We start from the raw sequence: 21,590 nt of genomic DNA, 5'->3' as shown, positions 1-21,590 counted from the left end.
CGCGGCCACGGGTCCTGCGAGCGCAGAGCCCAACGACACAACGCGGAGGAGGGTCGACGAAAGCCTGCCTTGACAGGCAGTAGTCGCCGTAAACCCGGCAGAACTCAGTAATAGAAGGGAAACTCGGACCAGTCGGGCGAACGCTTCTCCAGGAACGCGTCCCGGCCCTCCTGCGCCTCGTCGGTCATGTAGGCGAGCCGGGTCGCCTCGCCGGCGAACAGCTGCTGGCCCACCAGGCCGTCGTCGACGGCGTTGAAGGCGTACTTCAGCATCCGCAGCGCGGTCGGGCTCTTGCCGTTGATCTCACGTGCCCAGGTGAGGGCCTCGCGTTCGAGGTCGGCGTGTGGGACGACGGCGTTCACCATGCCCATCCGGTGCGCCTCCTCCGCGTCGTAGGCGCGGCCGGTGAAGAAGATCTCCCGGGCGAACTTCTGTCCTACCTGACGGGCGAGGTAGGCCGACCCGAACCCGCCGTCGAAGCTGGCCACGTCGGCGTCGGTCTGCTTGAACCGCGCGTGCTCACGGCTGGCCAGGGTGAGGTCGGCGACCACGTGCAGGCTGTGCCCGCCGCCCGCGGCCCAGCCGGGTACGACGCAGACCACGATCTTCGGCATGAACCTGATCAGCCGCTGCACCTCCAGGATGTGCAGCCGGCCCAGCCGCGCCCGGTCTGCCGTTCCGCCGGCGGTGCCACTGGTGGCGCCGGTGTCGTCGGCGTACTGGTAGCCGGAGCGGCCCCGGATGCGCTGGTCACCGCCGGAGCAGAAGGCCCAGCCGCCGTCCTTGGGCGAGGGTCCGTTGCCGGTCAGCAACACGCACCCCACGTCCGGGGTGGTGCGGGCATGGTCGAGCGCGCGGTAGAGCTCGTCGACGGTGTGCGGGCGGAACGCGTTGCGGACCTCCGGCCGGTCGAACGCGATCCGAACCGTTCCCTGGTCCAGCGCGCGGTGGTAGGTCACGTCGGTGAGGTCGTCAAACCCGTCGACCGGCTTCCATGCCGCCGGGTCGAACAGCTCCGACACCCGGTCGCCGGCCGCCGACCCGTTCTCGGCCGATCCCGCCGACCCGGCCGATCCCGCCGACCCGGCCGATCCCGCCGACTCAGCCGATCCCGCAGACCCCACCGCCATGCCTACCGCCTCTCGCTCCGCATCCCTTGCGTCGATCGTGCCACCGCCTCCGAGCGGGGCGGACGCCGCCCGGAGGCGGAACACCACCGGATCGCCGCGGGAGAGCACGCCCTTCCCACGCATGCCTAGACTGACCACTTCCCGGGGACGCTGATCTCGACCGGTGCCAAAGCCGCGGGCGCGGCCGAATCACCACGTACCGCCGCGACCCCCACGTACCACCGAACAGCACCGCAGAACACGCACCGCCGACCGACCCCGACCGGAGGGACCCGCCGTGGCGCGCACGTCGACCGCCGTGTCCCGCACGGGGCCGTCCGCCGGCACGACGTCTCCGGCCGCGCTCCGGCGGACCTGGGCAGTCCTGGTGGGGCTGCTTCTGTCCGGGGCGGTCTGTGCCGGTCTGCTCACCGGCGGCGCACCTGCCGCGGCGAGCGTCCACCGGGCGATCAGCACCGTGAGCGGGCATACCGGCGGGTCGGCGGGTACGGAGCAACGCCAGCGCGCCCAGTCCAGGCGTACCCAGTCGTCACGGTCGGCGCAGTCGGCGCAGTCGTCGCAGCCGGCCAATCGAGCCGCACATCTCACCCGGCCCGCCCACAGCACCACCGCCGCCCGCGGGCACGCCCACGGCCCCGGCACCGCGCACCCGACGGCATGGGCCGTCTCCACGGACCGGCCCGACCCGTACGTCCGGACGGGCCACCCCTCCACCGACCGTGACCGCACGGGTCACGCACCGGCCGCCCTCGGCGGCACCGGCGTCCGGGCGCCACCGGGACCCCACGCTGCCTGAACCGCGACCACCGCACCGTCAGCCGGTGCGGCATCACGCGCAGGCGTCCGCGTCCAGTCCCGCCACACCGTCTCGGAGCCACCGTGTCCGGAGATTCCACGCCCGAACGCCCCTCCGCGTCCGCCCGCCCGTCGGCGCGCGCACGCTCGTCCAGGTCCACGTCTTCCACGTCTTCCAGGAACAGACCCGCGTCCCGGCCGCCGAGATCACGCGCGCCGCTCGTCCGCGCCCTGCTGACGTTCGGCGTCCTCGCCCTCGCGTTGTACTTCGCCGTCAGCACACCGGCCAGGCTCGGGCTGGACCTGCGCGGCGGCACCCAGATCGTCCTGGAGACCCGGGACAGCCCCACCGCCAAGGCCAACGCCGAGTCCACCGACCGGGCCCTGCAGGTCCTCAACCGCCGGGTGGACGCGCTCGGCGTCTCCGAGCCCAACCTCACCCGGTCCGGTGAGCGCCGGATCATCGTCGAGCTGCCCGGCGTCCAGGACCCGCGCGAGGCCGAGCAGGTCATCGGCCGTACGGCGCAGTTGACGTTCCACCCGGTCCTCGGCGTCGCCCAGCAGGGAGAGAAGGCCAAGGCGGGCGAGCGGATCATCGGCGACGAGAGCGGCCAGCGGCTGCGCCTCGGCCCTTCGGCGCTGACCGGCGAGGGCGTGAAGGACGCCGCCGGGGCCACCGACCCGCAGCAGGGGGTGAGCTGGTTCGTCACGATCGACTTCAACGGCCAGGGCGGCGGCGCGTGGAAGGCACTCACCGGCAAGGCCGCCTGTGCCCAGCCGGGCGACCCGACCCGGCGGATCGCGATCGTGCTGGACAACAAGGTGATCTCCTCCCCGCAGGTCGACCCGAGCGTCGGCTGCAACGTCGGCATCGGCGGGGGAAGCACCCAGATCACCGGCGACTTCGACCAGGCGTCGGCGCAGGAGCTCGCGGTGCTGATCAAGGGCGGCGCCCTCCCGGTGCCGGTCGAGATCATCGAGCAGCGCACCGTCGGCCCGACGCTCGGCGCGGAGGCGATCGAGGCGAGCGCGAAGGCCGCGGCGATCGGCCTGGCTCTGACCGGGCTGTTCATCATCCTCGTCTACCGGCTGATGGGCGCGCTGGCCACGGTCGCGCTGGCCTGTTACGCGCTGATCTCCTACGCCATCCTGGTCGCGCTCGGCGCCACCCTGACGCTGCCCGGCCTGGCCGGGTTCGTGCTCGCCATCGGGATGGCGATCGACGCGAACGTGCTGGTGTTCGAACGCGCCCGGGAGGAGTACGCCGCCAACCAGCAGAAGGGCCTGTCCACCGCCCTGTCGCGCGGCTACAAGGGTGCGTGGTCGGCGATCATCGACTCCAACGTCACCACGCTGCTGGCCGCCGGGCTGTTGTTCTTCCTGGCCTCCGGGCCGGTACGCGGCTTCGGCGTCACGTTGTCGATCGGTGTCCTCGCCTCGATGGTGTCGGCGCTGATCGTGGCGCGGCTGTTCACCGACTGGGCGGTCCGGCGTTCGTTCGTACGCAACCGCCCGGGCATCACCGGGCTCAGCTCGATCGGTCGGGTCCGTACCTGGCTGATCGAGCGCAACCCCGACCTGATGAAGCGCGGCCGGCTGTGGCTCGCGCTCAGCGCCCTCGTGGTCATCGTGGCCGGCGCCGGAATCGTGGTCCGCGGCCTCGACTACGGCGTGGAGTTCACCGGCGGACGGCTGGTGGAGTACTCCACCAGCAAGCCCGTCGACGTGAACGACGCCCGGCAGGCCGTCACCGACGCCGGCTTCCCGCGCGCGGTGGTCCAGGAGTCCAGCGGCGACAACATCACCGTCCGTACCGGCAAGCTCAGCACCGACCAGGCACTGGAGATCCAGCAGGCCCTCGGCGAGCTGGGCGGCAAGATCACCAAGGAACGCGACGAGCTGATCGGCCCGAGCCTCGGCAACGAGCTCCGGGTCAAGGCGCTGATCGCGCTCGGGGTGGCGCTGCTGGCGCAGATGCTCTACCTCGCGATCCGGTTCCGATGGACGTTCGGCGTCGCCGCGGTGCTCGCGATGTTCCACGACATCGTGATCGTGACCGGGTTGTTCGCCTGGCTGGGCAAGCCGATCGACGGGGTCTTCCTCGCCGCGGCGCTCACCACCATCGGCCTGTCGGTGAACGACACCGTGGTGGTGTTCGACCGCATCCGCGAGCTGTGGGCCGGCAACCCGAAGACGCCGTTCGCCCGCAGCGCCAACCTCGCGGTGCTGCAGACGGTGCCGCGGACGGTGAACACCGGGCTGGGCGCGATGTTCATCCTGGCGGCGCTGGCCATCCTGGGCGGGGAGTCGCTCACCGACTTCGCGGTCGCGCTGCTGGTGGGGCTGTTCGTCGGTACGTACTCCTCCACCTTCGCGGCGACTCCGCTGGCGGTGGAGCTGCAGGCGAGGAGTGGTACCGGACCACCGCGGGTCCGTACGAAGTCGCCGGAGAAGGCGGCGCGGAAGCGGGCGCAGCGGTCAGGTACGGGCGCCGTCGTGTAGGCGGGCGACGGCCGTCCTTGGTCGGGGCGGGATCCTGGTGCTGTGGGCCTGGTGGTCAGGTCCGCGGCACCAGGATCACCCGGCCGCGCACGCGGTGCTCCACCAGCTGGTGCGCCCGGGCGGCCTGGTCGAGCGGGAGCACCTCGCCGATCCGTACGTCGAGGCGGCCCTCGGCGAGGTGTGCACCGACCACCCGGGCGGCGTCGGCGAGCTCGGCGGCCGGGGCAGTGGTGATCACGAAGCCGAGCAGCCGCAACGACTTCAGGTAGAACAGCGGGATCGGCAGCGCCGCGGGCTCGGGCCGCCCGGCGACCAGGACCACCGCGCCCCGGTCGGCCAGGACCTCCACCGCGAGCTCCAGGTCGATCCGCCCGGAGGTGTCGAACCACACCGTCGCGCCGCCGGGCGCCTCCTCGGCCAGCCGCTCGCGCAGGTCCTCCACGCGGTAGTCGACGACGGCGGCCGCGCCGTGTTTGCGGCACCAGGTGGCGTCCTCGGTCCGGGCGAGGGCGATCACCCGGGCACCGGCGAACGCGGCGAGCTGGCTGACGCTGCTACCGACGTTGCCGGCGGCGCCACCTACCACCACCGTGTCACCGGGGCCGACGCCACCGACGTGCCGGAACAGACCGAGGTACGCGGTGACCGCCGGGTGGAACACCGCCACCGACCGAACCGGGTCCAGCCCGTCCGGCAACGGGTAGAGACGGTCGACCGGGACGACGGCGTACTCGGCCGCCGCGCCCTGCCGGCCGGCGTACCCCAGGCCGTTCGTCCACACCCGCTGCCCCGGCACGAACGCATCGGCCGCGACACCGCACGCCTCGACCACGCCCACCAGGTCGCGGCCGACCACGAACGGAAACCCCGGCAGCGGAGTCCGGTAGCGACCCGACCGGATGTAGGTGTCCACCGGGTTGACCGCCACCGCCTCCACCCGGACCAGCACCTCGTCCGGCGCCGGGGCGGGTACGACGAGCTCGCCCACCCGGATGTCCTCGGCCGGCCCGAGCCGGTCGACGTACGCCGCGCGCATCGTGACCGGCACGCCCGGCGGGTCCGGGCTTGCGGGCGGGTCGTGGTCGGGCGGGTCGGACTCCGGCAGGTCGGTCAGGCCCGCAGGGTCAGGGCGTACAGGGTCAGGGCGCACAGGTCCGCTCGGGGCGGGATCGTCGTCCTCCTCGCCAGGGCCGAGCAGGCTGCGCCCCGTCACCGGGTCCGCCCCCTCGGACGGAAACCCGGCCGTCCGCCCACGTACGTACGTCCCATCAGGCCGTTCCCATCAGGGCAGGCCGCCGGTGGCGCGGATGTTCTGCCCGGTCAGCCAGCCGGCCTCCGAACGCGCCAGGAAACCGACGACGTTCGCGATGTCGTCGGGGGTGCCGAGCCGGCCGAGCGCCGTCATCTTCGGAATGGCGGCGAGCGCCTCCGGAGGGTTCGACGCGCGCAGCAGGTCGGTGTCGGTGGCACCCGGCGAAACGATGTTGGCGGTGATCCCGCGGCCGCCGAGCTCCTTGGACGCGGTGACGGTGAGGAGTTCGATCGCGCCCTTGGCGGCCTGGTAGAGCCCGTTGGCGGCGACCGGAACCTGCGTGTTGAGCGTGGAGATCGTGATGATCCGGCCGCCGTCGCGGAGCCGCCGGGAAGCCTCCTGGAGTACGACGAACGCGCCGTGGACGTTGGCGGTCACCATCACGTCGAAGTCGCCGTCGCTGGTCAGCGCCAACGTCGTGCGTTCGCTGACCTGCACCGCGACCGCGTTGTGCACCACGATGTCGAGCCTGGTGAGCAGCCGCTCCGCCTCCGCGAACAGCGCCCGGACCTGGGCCGCGTCGACGAGGTCCATGCGTACCGCATGCGCGACGCCGCCGGCCGCCGCCACCTTGGCGACGACCTCGGTCGCGGCCGCCTCGTCGTTCCGGTAGGTGAACACCACCTCGGCACCGTCGAGGGCCAGGCGCTCGACGATCGCCCGGCCGATGCCACGCGAGCCGCCGGTGACGATCGCACCCTTCCCCGTCAGCTCGGCGCCGGTCAGCACGGCTCCGATCAGCTCGGCGTCCGCCTCGACATCGGTGGGCTCAGCTCCTGCGGGCCCTGGTCTCGTTGATCCCGCATCGGGGAAATCCGCACCCATGGGCTCTGCTTCCTCGGCCCCGGTTCCTGTCGGCTCGGCCATGCGGTTCAACCTACCCAACTCGCCCGCACGCCACCCGGAGCCGGAGCCGGGCAAGATCCGGGTAGGGCAGGATGGTTTCGTCCGACGGACGACGCGGAGGAAGGACCATCACGTGCAGGCGAGCGGCGAACAACACTCCATCAGCGCGGCGGGCTACACGGCGACCGTCACCGAGGTCGGCGCGACCCTGCGCGAGCTACGGCACGACGGGCGCGACCTGGTCGCCGGTTTCGCCGCCGACGAGGTACGCCCGGTCTTCCGCGGCGCGGTCCTCGCACCGTGGCCCAACCGCGTCATCGACGGCACGTACGACTTCGGCGGGCAGAGCCACCAGCTCGCGCTGACCGAACCCGACCGGCACAACGCGCTGCACGGCCTGGTCGCCTGGTCGACCTGGCAGGTCGTGGACCACTCCCCGCAGCGGGTCGAGCTCGCGCACCGGTTGTTCCCGCAGACCGGCTACCCCTTCCTGCTCGACCTGCGGGCGGCGTACGAACTGTCCGATGCCGGCCTGGCCTGCACGATCGCCGCGGTCAACGCAGGCGACGTCGACGCGCCGTTCGGCTGCGCGCCGCACCCCTACCTCGTGGCCGGGCCGGGCCGGGTCGACGACTGGACGCTGGAGCTGCCCGCGGGCCGGTACCTCCAGGTCAGCGAGGACCGGCTGGTGCCGCAGGGGCTGGCCGAGGTGGCCGGCACCGACTACGACTTCCGTACGCCCAAGGCCATCGGGACGACCTTCCTCGACCACGCCTACACCGGGCTGGCCGCCGACGCCGACGGCGTGGTCCGCGCGCGGGTACGCACCGCCGAGGGGTCCGGAGTGGAGCTGGCATGGGATGCCGGCTGTCCGTGGGTGCAGGTGCACACCGCCGACCGGCCGGAGCCCGAGCTCGACCGCTCCGGCCTGGCGGTGGAGCCGATGACCTGCCCGCCGGACGCGTTCAACTCCGGCACCGACCTGGTGGTCCTCGCGCCCGGCCAGCGGCACGAGGTCGGCTGGACGATCGCCGCGATCTGACCCGGCGTCGTCACTCCGTCCGTTCCGCCCGGCCTGTCGGTGGGGACCTCTAGGGTCTGAACACCCTGGAGGAACCCGGACCGGCTCGGGCGGGCAGTGACATCACGGAGGACGCCATGAGATTCGCCAGCGAAAGCACCCGGCTCGGCCGGGCCGCCACCTTCGCCGCCAGGCACACGGCGGGCACCGCCGCGCCGATCCCGGCGCTGAGCGGGCTGCGGGTGTCCGCCGCCGACGATGCCGTCCGTCTCACCGGCTACGACTACGAGGCGAGCTCCACCGTGGTGTTCGCTGCCGAGGTCGACGAGCCGGGCGAGTTGCTGCTGCCCGGCCGGGTCTTCGCCGAGATCGTGCACGCGCTTCCCCAGGGGCAGGTGCGGGTGCACACCCGCGAGGGCGTGGTGGAGATCAGCGCCGGCGCGACCGAGTTCACCCTGCCGACGATGCCGCTGGCCGACTATCCCGAGCTGCCGGCGCCACCCGCATCGGTGGGGGCGCTCGACGCCGCACCGTTCGCCCGCGCCGTCGCCCAGATGTCGCGCATCGCGATCCGCGGCGACGCCGTACCCGTGCTGTCCGGCACGCTGCTGGAGTTCGACGAGGAGTCGGTCACGCTCACCTCCTCCGACCGGTTCCGGGTGGCGATCCACCAGGTGCCGTGGAAGGCGACCGGAGCCGACCTGCCCGCCCGGGCCGTCGTTCCCGCGCGGATGCTCGCCGACGCGACCAAGAGCCTCGGCGCCGGCTCCGACCTGCTCACCGTCGGCCTCGGCGGTGCGGGCGAGGCCGTGCTCAGCCTGGGCATCGACGAGCGTCTCACCACGCTCCGCCTGCTCGACGACACCTACCCCGCGCTGCGGACGAAGGTTCCGAGCGATTTCGTGGGCACCGTCGTCCTGGCCGTCGAGGAGCTGCGCGCGGCGCTGCGGCGGGTGTGCATCGTCGCCGACCGGTACGCCGCGGTCGTCCTGACGATTGGCCCGGACGAGGTGGTCGTGGGCGCTGCCGGGGATGTCGACACCCGCGGCCGGGAACGCCTCGCGGGGCACCTCGACGGGGACGGCGGCACGGTCGCCTTCAACGCGGGCTACCTGCTCGACGGCCTGGAGGGCTTCGACACCGAGTACGTCCGGCTGGGCTTTCAGGAGGGCATCCGCCCCGCTCTGCTCACCGGCTGCGCGGCACCCGACGCCGAGTCCCAACCAGATGTGGTCTACGTCGCCATGCCGCGCCGCCTGCCAGCCTGACCTCTGCCGGCTCCAGCGCCGGCGGTCCGGTCTGACCCCACACCCATCCGTACCCGAACCGGCTCCGAATGGCCGGTCGGAGGTGGGCATGGCGTTCGAACTGGAGACCTACAAGCGTGCGGCGCAACCCGTGCAGGTCGACGACATCGACTTCGACGGGTTCCGCGAGCGGCCGCTGTCCGCGGAGGCGCTGCGCACGCTGCACTACATGGCCGACGTCGAGACGCACACGGTCTGCTACCTGCGTGACCTGCTGGTCACGCCGTCGCACCAGAACCCGCGCATCACGACGTTCCTCACCATGTGGAACTACGAGGAGTACTGGCACGGGGAGGTCATCGACCAGATCCTGGCCGTGCACGGCGAGGACCACGGCCCCGGCCGGGCCCGGACCGTCCGCCGGACCCAGGGCATCGCCAACGTCGTCAGCCCGATCAGCCAGTGCCTCGCGGCGGCGGCGATCGGCGAGGACTTCATCGCCACGCACATGAGCTGGGGCGCGATCAACGAGTGGTCCACCCATGCCGCGTACGCCCGGGTGATCGAACGCGAGGACCATCCCGTCCTCACCACCGTGCTGCGCCGGATCATGCGCCAGGAGACCCGGCACGTCGCGTTCTACACCTCCGAGGCCCGCACCCGGCTCGCCCGCAGCGCGCGGGCCCGGCGGCTCACCCGGTGGGCGCTGCGCACGCGGTGGCGCCCGGTCGGTTCGACGGTGATGCCCAGGTCGGAGACGAGGTTCCTGCTCGGCTATCTCTTCGGCGACGAGAGCGGCCGCGGCGTCGTCGGCGCCCTCGACCGCAAGATCGACCGGCTGCCCGGCCTGAGCGGACTCGGGCTGGTGTCCCGGGCAGTCGGACGGTTCGGGCCGCATCCGGGCGACCTCCCCGGATCGACCTGACCTGGCCCGACGCAGGTCAGCCGCGTTCGGAGTCGCCGGAGTCCTCGGCGCCCCTCGCGCTCGCAGGGTCCTCGGCGTCGGTGGTGCCCTTCGCGCTCGCGGCATCCTCGGCGTCGACCAGGTCGAACGCGACGTCGAGGGCAGCCTGGTTCGCCTCCTCGACGCTCAGTCCGAGGCCCACGCCGATGGGCATGCCGGAGTCCCTGCTGAGCGCCGCGGCCATGTGCATGCTGACGATCGCGAGCAGCGCCCGGACCCGGTTCTGCGGCGGCCCGCCGTCGTAGAGCACTCCGTGCAGCGCGCCCATCCGCTCCTGGAACCGCTCGCCCAGCCCGGACCGGTGCATCCCGGCCGGGTTCTGCTGGAAGAACCTCATCGACGGGAACCGGACGCGCACGATGTCGGAGTAGCGGCGCAGGACCTCGTGCCTGGTCCGGCTGGTCCGGGGCTGTTCCTCCGCCCACTCGACCAGGTCGTCGATGTCGGCGAGGAAGTCCTCCACCGTCGCGACGACGATCTCCTCCTTGGACCGGAAGTGGTAGTACAGCGCCGCCTTCGTCACCCCGAGCCGGTCGGCGATCTCCCGCAACGAGGTGGAGTCGTAACCCTGCTCGGCGAACAGTTCCAGCGCCACCTCCTGGATCCGGCTCCGGGTGTCCGACCGGCCACCCGACCGGCCCTTCTCCGACCGGCTCTTCTCCGACCGGCTCGTCCGGGACTCTGCCCGCCCCTCCGACCGCCCCGTGGCGCGACTACCCGACCGGCCGCTCGCCCGGCCACTTCCGGTGGACCGGGTGCGCCGGGGCTGATCGGACGGCTCGTTCGGGCGTTGCGGCATGTGTCCTCCGTGGCCGGGGCGGGGAAGCCTGACTTGACGAGGTATTTACTTGACGGCCGGTCAGTTAGCAACTTACCGTACGGCAAGTAAGCCTACTAGCCGGCCGGTAAGTAGGCCAGCGTGCGGCAGCGCAGTGCCACGGCGCCCCAGCGGCGCAGCCGGCCAGTCTCACCAGCGGAGATCCCAGTGACCACCACCCTGACCCCACCGGCTCGACGGGAAGTCCTCGTCGTACTGCCCGGCCTGCTCCTCGCGATGCTGCTCGCCATGCTCGACCAGATGATCGTCGGCACCGCGATGCCGCGAATCGTCGGCGAGCTCGGCGGCCTGGACCACCTGTCCTGGGTGGTCACCGCCTACGTCCTGATGTCCACCGTCTCCACACCGCTCTACGGCAAGCTCGGCGACCTCTACGGCCGCAAGCGGCTCTTCGTCGGTGCCATCGTGATCTTCCTGGTCGGCTCCGCACTGTCCGGGATGGCGCAGAGCATGGTCCAGCTGATCGGGTTCCGTGCCCTGCAGGGCCTCGGCGCCGGCGGGCTCATCGTCGGCGTGATGGCGATCATCGGCGACCTCATCCCGCCCCGGGAACGCGGGCGCTACCAGGGCTACATGTCCGCGACGATGGCGGCGGCCACGATCGGCGGCCCGCTGCTCGGGGGCTTCCTCACCGACCACTTCTCCTGGCGCTGGGCGTTCTACGTCAACATCCCCGTCGGCGTACTCGCGCTCGTCCTCGTGGGCACGACCCTGCACCTGCCTCGCCATCGGATCAGCCACCGCATCGACTACCTGGGCGCCGCGCTGCTGACCGTCGCCGCCACGTCCCTGGTGCTGGTGACCACCTGGGGCGGTACGCAGTACGACTGGGGTTCGGCGCAGATCCTCGGCCTGGCCGCCCTCGGCGTGGTGTCCGTGGCCGGCTTCGTGATCGCCGAACGCCGGGCCGTCGAACCCGTCCTGCCGCTGCGGTTGTTCAGGGACCGCAACTTCACCGCGGCCACCCTGATGGGTTTCCTGGTCGGGTTCGCGATGTTCGGCGCGGTGACGTTCCTGCCGTTGTTCCAGCAGACCGTGCAGGGCGCGTCGGCCACGAACTCCGGCCTGCTCCTGCTGCCGATGATGGCGGCGTCGCTGGTGGTGTCCCTCGTCGTCGGCACCGTGATCACCCGGACCGGCCGCTACCGGGCGTTCCCGATCGCCGGCGGCGCGATGCTGACCGTGGGCGTCTTCCTGCTGTCGCTGATGGACACCGACACCAGCAAGTTCACCCTGTCGGTCTACATGGTGATCCTCGGCATCGGGATGGGCCTGCTGATGCAGGTCACGCTCCTCATCGTGCAGAACAGCGTCGAGGCCAAGGACATGGGCGTGGCCAGCAGTACCTCGACGTTCGCCCGTTCGATCGGCGGGTCGTTCGGGGTGTCGCTGTTCGGGGCGATCTTCGCCAGCCGGCTGACCGACTCCCTCGCCGGCATGCCGGGTGCGGACAAGCTGGCCGGCGGTGGCGGGGCACACATCGACCCGGCCACCCTGCACCAGCTTCCGGCCGCCGCGCGCGACACGGTGCTCACCGCGATCGCCGACGGGATGCACAGCGTCTTCTTGTGGGCGGCGCCGTTCGCGCTGGCCGCGTTCGTGATCGGCTGGGCGATCAAGGCGGTGCCGCTGCGCGGTGAACCCGGCCAGGTGGGTCCGGCCGGGCCGGCGGGCCCGGAGGGAGAGGCGATCCCGGCCGACTCGGCCAGCTGAGCGCCGACCCTCAGGGGGTCGGTCGCAGGAACGCCACCGAGGCGTCGTCGTGCACCTTGCCCCGCCCTCGCCGCCGCGCCGGTTCCGCGGTGGCGTCGGCGCGCTCGGTCTCCCGGGTCCGCGCGATCCAGCCGGCCGGGCCGTCGTCGGCCGCGAGGGCGTCCAGCATCCCCCGCCAGTCGTACGTCCCGAACGTGTCCACCAGCCGGGTCGCGCCGTCGCTGGCCACCGCCAGCCGGCGCAGGCCGGTCGCGTCGATGGTCCCGACCAGTGCTTCGTACGCCGACTCGGGCCGGTCCGCCGCGACCCAGTAGCCACCCGGCCGGTTACGGAAGGACCGCACCCGGGGTGCGGAGGGAACCTCGCCCTCGGCCCGCAGCCGCCGGCCCACGTCGCCGGCCCGGTGGTCGGTGAACACCGTGAGGCGCTCCTCGCCCAGGTCGAGGAGTACGGCCGAGTCGGCGAGCACGAGGTAGTCGAGGACGTCGAGGGCGTCGCCGCGGAGCCGGACCGCGGCCACCGTCGCCGCGGGACTGTCCGGGTGGGCGAGGTCGCAGGTCCCGGCGTGCGCGTCCCGGGTCGCGACGATCGCCCCGGCCAGGCAGTCGGCCAGCGGCACGGTGACCTGGCCGTCGTCCCGGCCCGCCAGCCGTACGAAGTGGCCGCCGAGCGTCCGCGCGTACCACGCCACGCCATGTCGGCACCCGGTGTCGGTGCGGACCATCGGGGTCACGCCGTCGAGCACCACGGCAAGCCGCGGCCCGGCGGACAGGAAGTCCTCGTTTTCGAGGTCGGGGCTGCCGGGTTCGCTCGCGTACGTCACGTGCACGGTGCGTCTGAGCCTCACACCTGTGCAGACTATCCGGCATGTCACAGACGCCGGCGAGACGTTCGTACCGCCATCTGGTCTCGGTCAAGGGGGTGTGTTTCCGGGGCGACCGCGTCCTGTTGCTGCGCAACGAGCGCGAGGAGTGGGAGCTGCCCGGCGGCAAGCTGGAGTACGCCGAGGACCCGGCCGGGTGCGTGGCCCGGGAGGTCGCGGAAGAGAGCGGCTGGGCCGTGCGGGTCGGGCCGATGCTGGACGCCTGGCAGTACGCCATCTCCCCGGGCGTCGACGTACTCGTCCTCACCTACGGCTGTCACGTGCTCGACTCCACGGCACCGGTGTGCAGCGACGAGCACGTGGACCTCGGGCTGTTCACCGTCGAGGAGGCGGCCGGGCTGCTCATGCCCGCGGGCTACCTGCGTTCGGTCCGCGCGTGGCGAAACCTCGATCGTGAAGCCGCCAACCCGGCTTGACTCCGACATCGGTGCCGGACCTCGAACCATGCGGGCCGGCGGCACCCCCGTGGCCGCCGGCATCGCCGATGCCACACTGGTCGAACTGCCCGGCGCCGCGCACATCCTGAACGGCACCGACCGCGCGACCTGGCTGCGGCACGTACGCCAATCCCTCGGAGGTACGCGATGAAGGGCAACACCGCACGTGGCGGACGGCTGAACTTCGACCGGGTGGTCGACCTCTACGACGCGGGCCGGCCGAGCATCCCCGCCGACGTGGTCGCCCGCGCCGTCGAGCGCACCGGCCTGCGGCCCGGCGACACCGTGCTGGAGGTAGGCGCCGCCACCGGGCAGCTGACGAAGGAGCTTCGGGCGCGCGACCTGCCGGTAGTCGCTCTCGAACCCGGGCCGGCGCTGCGGACCCGGCTGGTCCGCCACCTCGACGAGGACACCGGGTTCGTCGTGCGCGGCGACTTCTTCGAGGAGTACGCCGGGGAGGAGGGCCCGTTCGCCGCGATCTGGTCGGCGAACGCCTTCCACTGGGTCGACCCGGCCGTGTCGTACGAGAAGGCGGCCTCGCTGCTCGCACCCGGCGGCCACCTGGTGCTGATCTGGACCCACCCGATCCTCGCCGACGACCTCCAGAACGCGATGAACGCGCAGGCGTTCGCCGACGAGCCCGACTTCGTCTACGACCCGGCGACGTTCAGGGAGTACCTCGAAGGGCTGGGCGCCGAGGGCCGGGACGAGCTCGCCGCGTCCGGGGTGTTCGAGCAGCCGGAGTACGACTGGGCGGCGCAGGCGTACGACCTGGACGTGGACACCTACGTCTCCCTCCTGCTGTCGTACGGCCAGGTCGCCGCCCGCGAACAGGACGAACGCGACGCGCTGGCCACGAAGGTGCGCACGACGCTCGGCACTCTCGGCGTGGATCGGATCGAGCTCACCCAGCACATCTACACGTGCATCGCCCGCCGTCGCTGAGCCGCCCGCAATCAGTGGTCGAAGTGGTTGCGCCTGCGGCGCTTGGCGTGGAAGTCGGCCCCGCCGAAGATCGCCACACCCCTGATCACCACGACCGGCGCGTCCGGCGGCGGGTCCGTGTCGCCGGTCTTGACCGAGATCCCGCCCATGATGCCGCTGGCCTCGTTGCGGACCACCACGCCCTCCGGGAGGGAGACGTCGACGCCGCCGAACATCGCGAACAGCTCGATCACCACCTCCGGCGCGTCGAACGTCGCGTCACTGAGGTCGAGGTCGACGCCGCCGAAGACCGCCACCGCCCGGCTACGCCGGCGTAGCCGCCAGCGGCCCTTCCGCTCGACCCCGCCGAAGATCGCGATCATCTGGTCGACGCGGTCGGAGGCACCGGCCGGGTCGACCACGGGGGCGTTCGCGGACCGGCCGGCCGGTCGCGCCTGCGGCTGCGGCGACGTCACGGCGAGGTCGTAGGTGATCGGCTCGAGCTCGCCCATCGTCTTGGCCTGGTAGACGGCGTCGAGGCGATCGGAGTGCTCCTGGACGTCCAACCGCCCGTCGGCCAGCGCTTCCCCCAGCACCTTGACGATCCGCTCCCGATCGGCGTCGGAGGCACGCAGGTGCGACGCCCCGGAGGGTCGCACTGGTTCAGGCAGGTTTGTCATGGCGGAAGAATAACCGCCCTCACCGGCCGACGTAGCGTGTGATTAAGGGGGGCCTCCCCTTCGCTTCCCTCCGCTTGCGAACGAGCCCGAGGGCGGTGAGGACATCATGGACAAACCCACTGTCGACGACCTCCGCGAGCGGGTGCGCGGCCGCGTGGTCACCGCAGCCGACGTCGAGTACGAGCCGGCACGGCGGGTCTACAACGCGATGATCGACCGCAGACCGCGGGTGGTCGTCCGGGCCACGAACGCCGGCGACGTCCGCGCGACCGTGGACTTCGCCCGGGACAGCGACGTCGACCTCGCGGTGCGGGGCGGCGGGCACAGCGTGCCGGGGTACGGCACCTGCGACGACGGAGTGGTGCTCGACCTGGCCGGCATGCGTGGCGTACGGGTCGATCCGCGGGCCGCCACCGCACGCGCCGAGGGCGGAGCCACCTGGGGCGACTTCGACGCCGCCACCCACGCGTTCGGGCTGGTCGCGCCGGGCGGAATCGTCTCCACCACGGGCATCGGCGGCCTCACCCTGGGCGGCGGCATCGGCCACCTGGACCGGTCGCTCGGCCTGTCCTGCGACAACCTGCGCAGTGCGGACGTGGTGACCGCCGACGGGAGGTTCCTCCTCGCGAGCCCGGACGACAACGCCGACCTGTTCTGGGCGCTTCGGGGTGGCGGCGGCAACTTCGGGGTGGTGACGTCGATGGAGTTCGGGCTGCACCCGGTGTGCGACGTCTACGCCGGGCCGATCTTCTTCGACATCGACCACGCCGCCGACGTTCTCCGCTTCTACCGCGACTTCATCCAGACCGCGGACGAACGGCTGTCGGTGTTCCCGGCGTTCCAGCTCGGCCCGCCGCTGCCGTTCATCCCGGTCGAACGCCACGGCGTCCCGCTCGTCGGACTGGTGACCTGCTGGGCCGGGCCGATGGAGGACGCCGAGCGGGCCGTCGCACCGATCCGCGAGGTGGCGCCGCCCGTCGCCGAGCACCTCGGCCCGATGCCCTACCCGGCACTCAACTCGATGTTCGACGCGCTCGTGCCGCCCGGGATGCAGCACTACTGGAAGGCGGCGTTCGCCCGCGAGCTCACCGACGAGGCGATCGCGGCGCACTGCGAGTTCGGGCCGCGACTGCCGGCCGTCAACTCCACCATGCACATCTACCCGATCAACGGCGCGGCGCACCGCGTCGACGGCGACGCCACCGCCTTCGCCAACCGGGACATGACGTTCGCGACCGTCATCGCCGGCGTCTGGCCCGACCCGGCCGACAACGAGGCCAACATCGGCTGGGTACGCGCCTACTACCAGGCCGTCGCGCCGTACTCGGCGGAAGCGGGGTACGTCAACTTCATGTCCGAGGACGACCAGCCGAAGACGCCCACCAACTACCGGGACAACTACGACCGGCTGGTCGCGGTGAAGCAGGCGTACGACCCGGGAAACCTCTTCCACCTCAACCAGAACATCGTTCCCTGACCGGCACGCCGGGCCGGCCGATTCTTCCGCGGAAGAATCGGCCAGGACCTCTCTCGCACACGTTTCCAGGGTCGAGGGTCCGTCCTGCGGAACCTAGTCGATCCGGCGCAGGTAGCGGTGCCGGGCGCGCACCTCCTCGAGGAGTTCGTCCGCGCTCAGGGCGAGGTGGTCGAACCTCGGGTCCACCTCGTGCACCCGGGTGGCGTCGACGAGCTCGGCCTCCGGGGGCAACTGCTCCCGCACCGAGCTCGCCGCCTCGGCCAGCGTCTCGGACTCGAACCCGAGGCTCTCGACGTGCTTGGACGGGTCGTTCTTCCGGGCCGCCCGCAGGGCGCTGGTCTCGCGCAGAACGACCTCCACCTTCGCCAGCGTCTCCCGCGCGTCGGCGAGGACGGCGTAGGCGCTCTCGATCCTTTCCTGCATCTCCTGGCGTTCGAGGACGGCGTGGTTCATCTCGGTCTTGGCGTCGGAAATCCTTCCCTGGTTGAGGGAGAATCCCATCACCGCACCCAGCGTCGCCGCGACGACCGCGGCCACTCCGGCGTACAGACTCACGTAGTGGTCCCACGAACCCGCCTGTTGAGACAGGTACGCCACGAATCCGGCGAACCCGATGATCACCAACAGGCCGAAGAACGCCCGCGGGTCACTCCACGTGAAACCGCCGCGCTCACTCCTGGCGTTGTCCCTGCTCATGTTTCCCCCCGCGGAAAGCCGACGCGGCGGCCGGGGCGAATGTGCCGCACAGCAAGGAGAAACTCCTCCGATTCTGCCGGACACACCGCACGCGGCCCAGGACTCTGTTACCGACTCATCATCCTAGGCACGACTGCCGCCGGACCGCTGTCAATCCGGGGTGGACACAAACAAGAGGTGGTGCGGAGATCCCTTACGGACAAGGGATTTCCGCACCACCTTTCGACGAGTGCGTCGTACGTCAGGCCGGTACGGCGTCGGTCTCGCGGTCCCAGTGCCGGTGCAGGCTCATCGCCTCGGCGAACATCCGGCAGAAGTCCTCCAGACGGTTCTTGTCCGGACCGCGCCCCTGGGTGATCACGCCGCGGTCGTTGACCGGCTGGTCGGCGTCGGTGGCGACCATGACCTCACCGATGGGCGCCCGGGAGAGCACGTCGATCCCCTCCGCCACCGCGCCCACGGTCTTGGCGTGCTTGAACGCCTCGGCGAGGAAGTGCACGGCTTCGCCGTCGCGGGACAGCGCCTGCGCGGCCTCGGCCCCACCGGGCACGACCACCGCGTCGTACAGCACCGACGCCATGGTGTTCAGCCGGCGGTCGGTCTCGACGGTGGAGCCGTTCGTGGTGGTGAGCTTTCCGTCGCGCAGGCCGAGCACCTCCGGCAGCAGGCCCATCCCGGAGAGGTTCTCCACCAGCGCGTTCACGTGCACCTCGTCCACGCCGTCGGCCGCGAGCACCGCGACCATCCGGGTGTCGATCGGCGCGCCGGGGCGCACCTGGCTCAGTGCCGGGGAGGAGTTTCCGTGGTTGGGGCGGTCGGCCGAGGCCGGCGGCTCGACGCCGACTCCCTTGGCCACCGCGACGGCGAGCTCGTGGTCGATCCGGTTGAGGTGTTCGACGACGCGTTCGCGGATGTACTTGCGCTCGACCTTGGCCAGCTCGAACTGGAACGCCGCGACGATGTGCTCCTTCTCCGGCGCGGACATGCTGTTCCAGAACAACGTGGCCTGGTTGTAGTACTCCTTGAAACTCTCGCTCCGCTTACGGATCTTGTGGCCGTCGACGCGTTCCTGGTAGTGCCGGAACACCTCGCCGTCACCGCCCACCGCCGGGCAGCCGCCGCCGACGGTGTTCGGGGCGTAGCTGGACTGCGTGCGGTAGATCTGGTGCTGGTGGTAGCCGTCCCGGTGGTTGGTGGTGACCGGGGCGGTCGGCCGGTTGACCGGGATCTGGGCGAAGTTCGGGCCGCCCAGGCGGATCAGCTGCGTGTCGAGGTAGGAGAAGTTGCGCGCCTGCAGCAGCGGGTCGTTGGTGAAGTCGATGCCCGGCACGACGTTCGCGGTGTGGAACGCGACCTGCTCGGTCTCGGCGAAGAAGTTGTCCGGGTTGCGGTCGAGCACCAGTTTGCCGATCCGGCGGACCGGCACCTGCTCCTCCGGGATGATCTTCGTCGGGTCCAGCAGGTCGAAGTCGAACGCGAACTCGTCCTCCTCCGGTACCAACTGCACGCCGAGCTCCCACTCCGGGTAGCTGCCGGACTCGATCGCCTTCCACAGGTCCCGCCGGTTGAAGTCGGGATCCTTGCCGGCGATCTTCTGCGTCTCGTCCCACACCAGGGAGTGGACGCCGAGCAGCGGCTTCCAGTGGAACTTCACGAACGTGCCGCGCCCCTCGGCGTCGACGAACCGGAAGGTGTGGACGCCGAAGCCCTCCATCATCCGGTAGCTGCGCGGCAGTGCCCGGTCCGACATCGCCCACATCACCATGTGCAGCGACTCCGGTTGCAGCCCGATGAAGTCCCAGAACGTGTCGTGGGCGGACGCGGCCTGCGGAATCTCGTTGTGGGGTTCGGGTTTCACCGCGTGCACGAAGTCGGGGAACTTGATGCCGTCCTGGATGAAGAACACCGGCATGTTGTTCCCGACCAGGTCGTAGTTGCCCTGCCGGGTGTAGAACTTCGTCGCGAACCCGCGCACGTCGCGCACGGTGTCGGCCGACCCGCGCGAGCCGGCGACGGTGGAGAACCGCACGAACACGGGAGTACGCCGGCCGGCCTCGGCCAGGAAGTCGGCGACGGTGACGTCGGCCATCGACTCGTACGCCTCGAAGTAGCCGTACGCACCCGCACCTCGCGCGTGCACCACCCGCTCCGGGATGCGCTCGTGGTCGAAGTGAGTGATCTTCTCCCGGAAGTGGAAGTCCTCCAGCAGCGTCGGACCGCGCTCGCCGACGGTCAGGGAGTCGTCGGTGTGGTCGACGCGAACGCCCTGGTCGGTGGTCAGGTGCGTGCCCTCGACGTCCACGCGGGACGCCTCGAGCTGCCGGTCCTTGCTGTCGGCGTCCTCGCGGAGGTGCCCGTCACCGGATGCCGTCGTCGGATCGTTCGTGGTCGGGTCGTCCATTCCCAGCCCCCAGGGGTCGTTGCGTTCGTCCTGCGCCCCTACCCGGGGCACGGGCCGGTACTCGCGGGCGACCACGAACGGACGGGCGGATGTCAGAACGTGCGCTTGCCGCCGCCGGCGTAGAACGTCTGCCCGGACAGCCACCGCGCCTGGTCGGAGGCGAGGAACACAGCGATGTCGGCGATGTCGTCGGGCTGCCCGAGCCGGCCGAACGGGCTCATCGCCGCCGCGGTCTCGGCGAGGTCCGGCCCGATCCAGCCGGTCTGCACCGGACCGGGCGCGATGGTGTTGACGGTGACGCCGGCCGGGGCCATCTCCTGCGCCGCGGAACGGGTGAGGCTTTCCAGCGCGTACTTCGTGGCGCCGTAGGAGACCTCGCCCGGAAACTGCGGCGCGCCGTCCGTACTGAGGTTGACGATCCGGCCCCAGCCGCCGCCACGCTCGAGCAGCCGGTGGTGGAAGTCGGCCATCAGCAGCGCCGGCGCGCGGGTGTTGAGCGCGTAGTGCCGGTCGAGGTTGGCCGCGTCCAGGACCGGGTGGCCGTCGAAGTAGAAGACCGGGTCGCGCTGCGGGACGAACGTGTCGGGTACGGAGAGGGCGGCGTTGTTCACGAGGATGTCGACGGGACCGAGGGTGCGCTCCACCTCGCCGAGCAGACCGGCGCAGGCCCGCGGGTCCGCCAGGTCGACGACGAAGATCTCCGCCTCGACACCTTCGGCGCGTACCTCCGCCAGCACCTGGGCGCCGTCGGAGGCGGTCGCCTCGGCGTACGCCCGTGCGCCGGGTTCGTCCGCCGGGTCCTCGGTCCCGCTCCCGGTCGAGGGCTCGGCCGGTGGGGGCGGGGTCGGGAGGAACGCGAGCCCGATCGCCACGCCTTCGCTGGCCAGCGCGCGGGCGATCGCGGCACCGATGCCGACGGGGCTGTTCGAGCCGGTCACCACCGCCACCCGGCCGGCCAGCCCGGTGTCGATCACCGAAGCTGCCCGAAGTCGTACTCGATGGCGTAGGTGTGGCTTCCGTCCTCGTGCACGGTGATGGTCACCTCGCCGCGGATTCCGGCCAGCTCGCCGGTCCCGGTGTCGGGGACCACGGTCACCGTCATGGTGCTGTGCTGCTCTCCACCGTCGCCCTCCATCGTCGCCGAGTGCTGGACCACGAAGCTACCGGTACGGCCGTCCAGGCTGCCGGTCATCCGTTCTACCGCGACGTACGCCGCCGACGTGGGTACCTGCCCGGTGACCGTGAGCAGCCGGGCGGCGCTCGTCCCCGTCAGGCCGCCGCGGAACTCCTTGCCGACCAGGACGCTCGCGATGGTCACGCCGCCGTCCTCCTCCTCGGTGGTGGCGTCCCAGCGGGTGATCTCGAAGCTTCCGGTCGCGCGGTGTCCCATCGCGGTTCCTCCCTGTCCTGGCCTGTCCTGGCCCGGCCGTTCGCCGGACTGCGAGACGAGCGTCCCAGCCGTACCTGTCAATCTGTGTCAGGAATCCGGCAGACGCAGGAAAAGACACCTCGCCGACGACGCGGATCGGACCACGGCGGGGTCACCCACCATCGGCTGCCATGATGTGGCGGTGGTCCGTGGAGGCGTCTCCGGCCTGGTGGCCGGCACGGTCTTCAACACCGATGAGCGGCAGGAGCTGTCGCTGGCGGGTTCGATTCCCGTCCGCCTCCGCCACCACGCCACGCCCACCTTTCCGACACGTGCCTGGCCTGTCCTCCACCCC

Annotated in this window: 20 protein-coding genes and 1 tRNA gene; 11 read left to right on the top strand and 10 right to left on the bottom strand. The window is 71.5% G+C overall.

Annotated features, from left to right (window positions below; translation table 11 throughout):
• Positions 1-104: 104 nt before the first annotated feature.
• On the bottom strand, positions 105-1,130 hold the full coding sequence (locus tag F4554_RS03505; RefSeq protein ID WP_179786031.1) for a 1,4-dihydroxy-2-naphthoyl-CoA synthase: 1,026 nt from the start codon (positions 1,128-1,130) through the stop codon (positions 105-107).
• 277 nt (positions 1,131-1,407) lie between these two features.
• Between F4554_RS03505 and F4554_RS03500 the strand changes: the two genes are divergently transcribed.
• Together F4554_RS03500 and secD are read left to right on the top strand one after the other, a co-directional pair.
• Positions 1,408-1,926, top strand: coding sequence for a hypothetical protein (locus F4554_RS03500; RefSeq protein WP_179786030.1), 519 nt, complete (start codon positions 1,408-1,410; stop codon positions 1,924-1,926).
• 83 nt (positions 1,927-2,009) lie between these two features.
• Complete coding sequence (secD, locus tag F4554_RS03495) at positions 2,010-4,427, top strand: protein translocase subunit SecD (RefSeq protein ID WP_179786029.1); 2,418 nt, start codon at positions 2,010-2,012, stop codon at positions 4,425-4,427.
• Between the two features lie 55 nt (positions 4,428-4,482).
• Here secD and F4554_RS03490 read toward each other — a convergent pair whose 3' ends face one another.
• A complete protein-coding gene (locus F4554_RS03490; RefSeq protein ID WP_337795857.1) occupies positions 4,483-5,640 on the bottom strand; it encodes an NADPH:quinone reductase in 1,158 nt (385 codons plus the stop codon).
• 69 nt (positions 5,641-5,709) lie between these two features.
• Positions 5,710-6,606 (bottom strand): SDR family oxidoreductase, encoded by an 897-nt coding sequence (locus tag F4554_RS03485; RefSeq protein ID WP_238341211.1) that lies wholly within the window; start codon positions 6,604-6,606, stop codon positions 5,710-5,712.
• A gap of 112 nt (positions 6,607-6,718) precedes the next feature.
• On the opposite strand from F4554_RS03485, the gene F4554_RS03480 reads away from it, so the two are divergent.
• The 3 genes from F4554_RS03480 (at position 6,719) to F4554_RS03470 (ending at position 9,778) form a co-directional block, all read left to right on the top strand.
• Positions 6,719-7,627: an aldose 1-epimerase family protein gene (locus F4554_RS03480; protein WP_337795856.1), complete on the top strand. Its 909-nt coding sequence runs from the start codon at positions 6,719-6,721 to the stop codon at positions 7,625-7,627.
• A gap of 116 nt (positions 7,628-7,743) precedes the next feature.
• The gene (gene dnaN / locus F4554_RS03475; RefSeq protein WP_179786027.1) at positions 7,744-8,874 is read left to right on the top strand and encodes a DNA polymerase III subunit beta; all 1,131 of its coding nucleotides are present in this window, start codon (positions 7,744-7,746) and stop codon (positions 8,872-8,874) included.
• Between the two features lie 88 nt (positions 8,875-8,962).
• Positions 8,963-9,778, top strand: coding sequence for a ferritin-like domain-containing protein (locus F4554_RS03470; protein ID WP_179786026.1), 816 nt, complete (start codon positions 8,963-8,965; stop codon positions 9,776-9,778).
• 16 nt (positions 9,779-9,794) lie between these two features.
• On the opposite strand, the gene F4554_RS03465 is transcribed toward F4554_RS03470, so the two are convergent.
• Complete coding sequence (locus F4554_RS03465; RefSeq protein ID WP_179786025.1) at positions 9,795-10,616, bottom strand: TetR/AcrR family transcriptional regulator; 822 nt, start codon at positions 10,614-10,616, stop codon at positions 9,795-9,797.
• A 186-nt stretch (positions 10,617-10,802) separates the two neighbouring features.
• Here F4554_RS03465 and F4554_RS03460 point away from each other — a divergent pair, with 186 nt between their 5' ends.
• Positions 10,803-12,368, top strand: a complete 1,566-nt coding sequence (locus F4554_RS03460; RefSeq protein WP_179786024.1) for a DHA2 family efflux MFS transporter permease subunit — start codon at positions 10,803-10,805, stop codon at positions 12,366-12,368.
• A 10-nt stretch (positions 12,369-12,378) separates the two neighbouring features.
• On the opposite strand, the gene F4554_RS03455 is transcribed toward F4554_RS03460, so the two are convergent.
• A complete protein-coding gene (locus F4554_RS03455) occupies positions 12,379-13,215 on the bottom strand; it encodes a hypothetical protein (protein ID WP_202889132.1) in 837 nt (278 codons plus the stop codon).
• A gap of 20 nt (positions 13,216-13,235) precedes the next feature.
• On the opposite strand from F4554_RS03455, the gene F4554_RS03450 reads away from it, so the two are divergent.
• From F4554_RS03450 to F4554_RS03440, 3 genes are read left to right on the top strand one after another with little or no spacing between them, the layout of a single operon-like run.
• A complete protein-coding gene (locus F4554_RS03450; RefSeq protein WP_179786023.1) occupies positions 13,236-13,667 on the top strand; it encodes an NUDIX hydrolase in 432 nt (143 codons plus the stop codon).
• Positions 13,645-13,839 (top strand): hypothetical protein, encoded by a 195-nt coding sequence (locus F4554_RS31410; protein WP_202889131.1) that lies wholly within the window; start codon positions 13,645-13,647, stop codon positions 13,837-13,839. Before F4554_RS03450 ends, F4554_RS31410 begins: the two co-directional genes overlap by 23 nt.
• Positions 13,836-14,633, top strand: coding sequence for a class I SAM-dependent methyltransferase (locus tag F4554_RS03440; RefSeq protein ID WP_179786022.1), 798 nt, complete (start codon positions 13,836-13,838; stop codon positions 14,631-14,633). The genes F4554_RS31410 and F4554_RS03440 overlap by 4 nt, the downstream gene beginning before the upstream one ends.
• Positions 14,634-14,644: 11 nt before the next feature.
• On the opposite strand, the gene F4554_RS03435 is transcribed toward F4554_RS03440, so the two are convergent.
• A complete protein-coding gene (locus tag F4554_RS03435) occupies positions 14,645-15,292 on the bottom strand; it encodes a DUF1707 SHOCT-like domain-containing protein (RefSeq protein ID WP_179786021.1) in 648 nt (215 codons plus the stop codon).
• Positions 15,293-15,398: 106 nt separating this feature from the next.
• Between F4554_RS03435 and F4554_RS03430 the strand changes: the two genes are divergently transcribed.
• On the top strand, positions 15,399-16,769 hold the full coding sequence (locus F4554_RS03430) for an FAD-binding oxidoreductase (RefSeq protein ID WP_179786020.1): 1,371 nt from the start codon (positions 15,399-15,401) through the stop codon (positions 16,767-16,769).
• A 93-nt stretch (positions 16,770-16,862) separates the two neighbouring features.
• Here F4554_RS03430 and F4554_RS03425 read toward each other — a convergent pair whose 3' ends face one another.
• From F4554_RS03425 to F4554_RS03410, 4 genes are all read right to left on the bottom strand, one after another.
• Positions 16,863-17,465 carry a hypothetical protein gene (locus tag F4554_RS03425; protein ID WP_179786019.1) on the bottom strand — a complete coding sequence of 201 codons (603 nt, stop codon included), beginning with the start codon at positions 17,463-17,465 and terminating at the stop codon, positions 16,863-16,865.
• Positions 17,466-17,706: 241 nt separating this feature from the next.
• Positions 17,707-19,941: a catalase gene (locus F4554_RS03420; protein ID WP_202889130.1), complete on the bottom strand. Its 2,235-nt coding sequence runs from the start codon at positions 19,939-19,941 to the stop codon at positions 17,707-17,709.
• 17 nt (positions 19,942-19,958) lie between these two features.
• Positions 19,959-20,840 carry an SDR family oxidoreductase gene (locus F4554_RS03415; RefSeq protein WP_179786018.1) on the bottom strand — a complete coding sequence of 294 codons (882 nt, stop codon included), beginning with the start codon at positions 20,838-20,840 and terminating at the stop codon, positions 19,959-19,961.
• Positions 20,837-21,256 (bottom strand): DUF3224 domain-containing protein, encoded by a 420-nt coding sequence (locus F4554_RS03410; RefSeq protein ID WP_179786017.1) that lies wholly within the window; start codon positions 21,254-21,256, stop codon positions 20,837-20,839. Before F4554_RS03410 ends, F4554_RS03415 begins: the two co-directional genes overlap by 4 nt.
• A 190-nt stretch (positions 21,257-21,446) precedes the next feature.
• Between F4554_RS03410 and F4554_RS03405 the strand changes: the two genes are divergently transcribed.
• Positions 21,447-21,541: transfer RNA gene (locus tag F4554_RS03405), tRNA-Sec, on the top strand.
• Positions 21,542-21,590 lie beyond the last annotated feature (49 nt).

The organism is Actinopolymorpha rutila (genome assembly GCF_013407855.1).
Taxonomy (GTDB): Bacteria; Actinomycetota; Actinomycetes; order Propionibacteriales; family Actinopolymorphaceae; genus Actinopolymorpha; species Actinopolymorpha rutila.
Note: the sequence above shows the minus strand (reverse complement) of the source record. Positions and strands in the feature narration are given on the sequence as shown.

Bases quoted from the DNA above. Each gene is read 5' to 3' on its own strand.
- F4554_RS03435 (WP_179786021.1), bottom strand. From the start codon at position 15,292: ATGACAAACCTGCCTGAACCAGTGCGACCCTCCGGGGCGTCGCACCTG.
- F4554_RS03465 (WP_179786025.1), bottom strand. From the start codon at position 10,616: ATGCCGCAACGCCCGAACGAGCCGTCCGATCAGCCCCGGCGCACCCGG.
- F4554_RS03410 (WP_179786017.1), bottom strand. From the start codon at position 21,256: ATGGGACACCGCGCGACCGGAAGCTTCGAGATCACCCGCTGGGACGCC.
- dnaN (WP_179786027.1), top strand. From the start codon at position 7,744: ATGAGATTCGCCAGCGAAAGCACCCGGCTCGGCCGGGCCGCCACCTTC.
- F4554_RS03430 (WP_179786020.1), top strand. From the start codon at position 15,399: ATGGACAAACCCACTGTCGACGACCTCCGCGAGCGGGTGCGCGGCCGC.
- F4554_RS03505 (WP_179786031.1), bottom strand. From the start codon at position 1,130: ATGGCGGTGGGGTCTGCGGGATCGGCTGAGTCGGCGGGATCGGCCGGG.
- F4554_RS03440 (WP_179786022.1), top strand. From the start codon at position 13,836: ATGAAGGGCAACACCGCACGTGGCGGACGGCTGAACTTCGACCGGGTG.
- F4554_RS03485 (WP_238341211.1), bottom strand. From the start codon at position 6,606: ATGGCCGAGCCGACAGGAACCGGGGCCGAGGAAGCAGAGCCCATGGGT.
- F4554_RS03425 (WP_179786019.1), bottom strand. From the start codon at position 17,465: ATGAGCAGGGACAACGCCAGGAGTGAGCGCGGCGGTTTCACGTGGAGT.
- F4554_RS03470 (WP_179786026.1), top strand. From the start codon at position 8,963: ATGGCGTTCGAACTGGAGACCTACAAGCGTGCGGCGCAACCCGTGCAG.
- F4554_RS03450 (WP_179786023.1), top strand. From the start codon at position 13,236: ATGTCACAGACGCCGGCGAGACGTTCGTACCGCCATCTGGTCTCGGTC.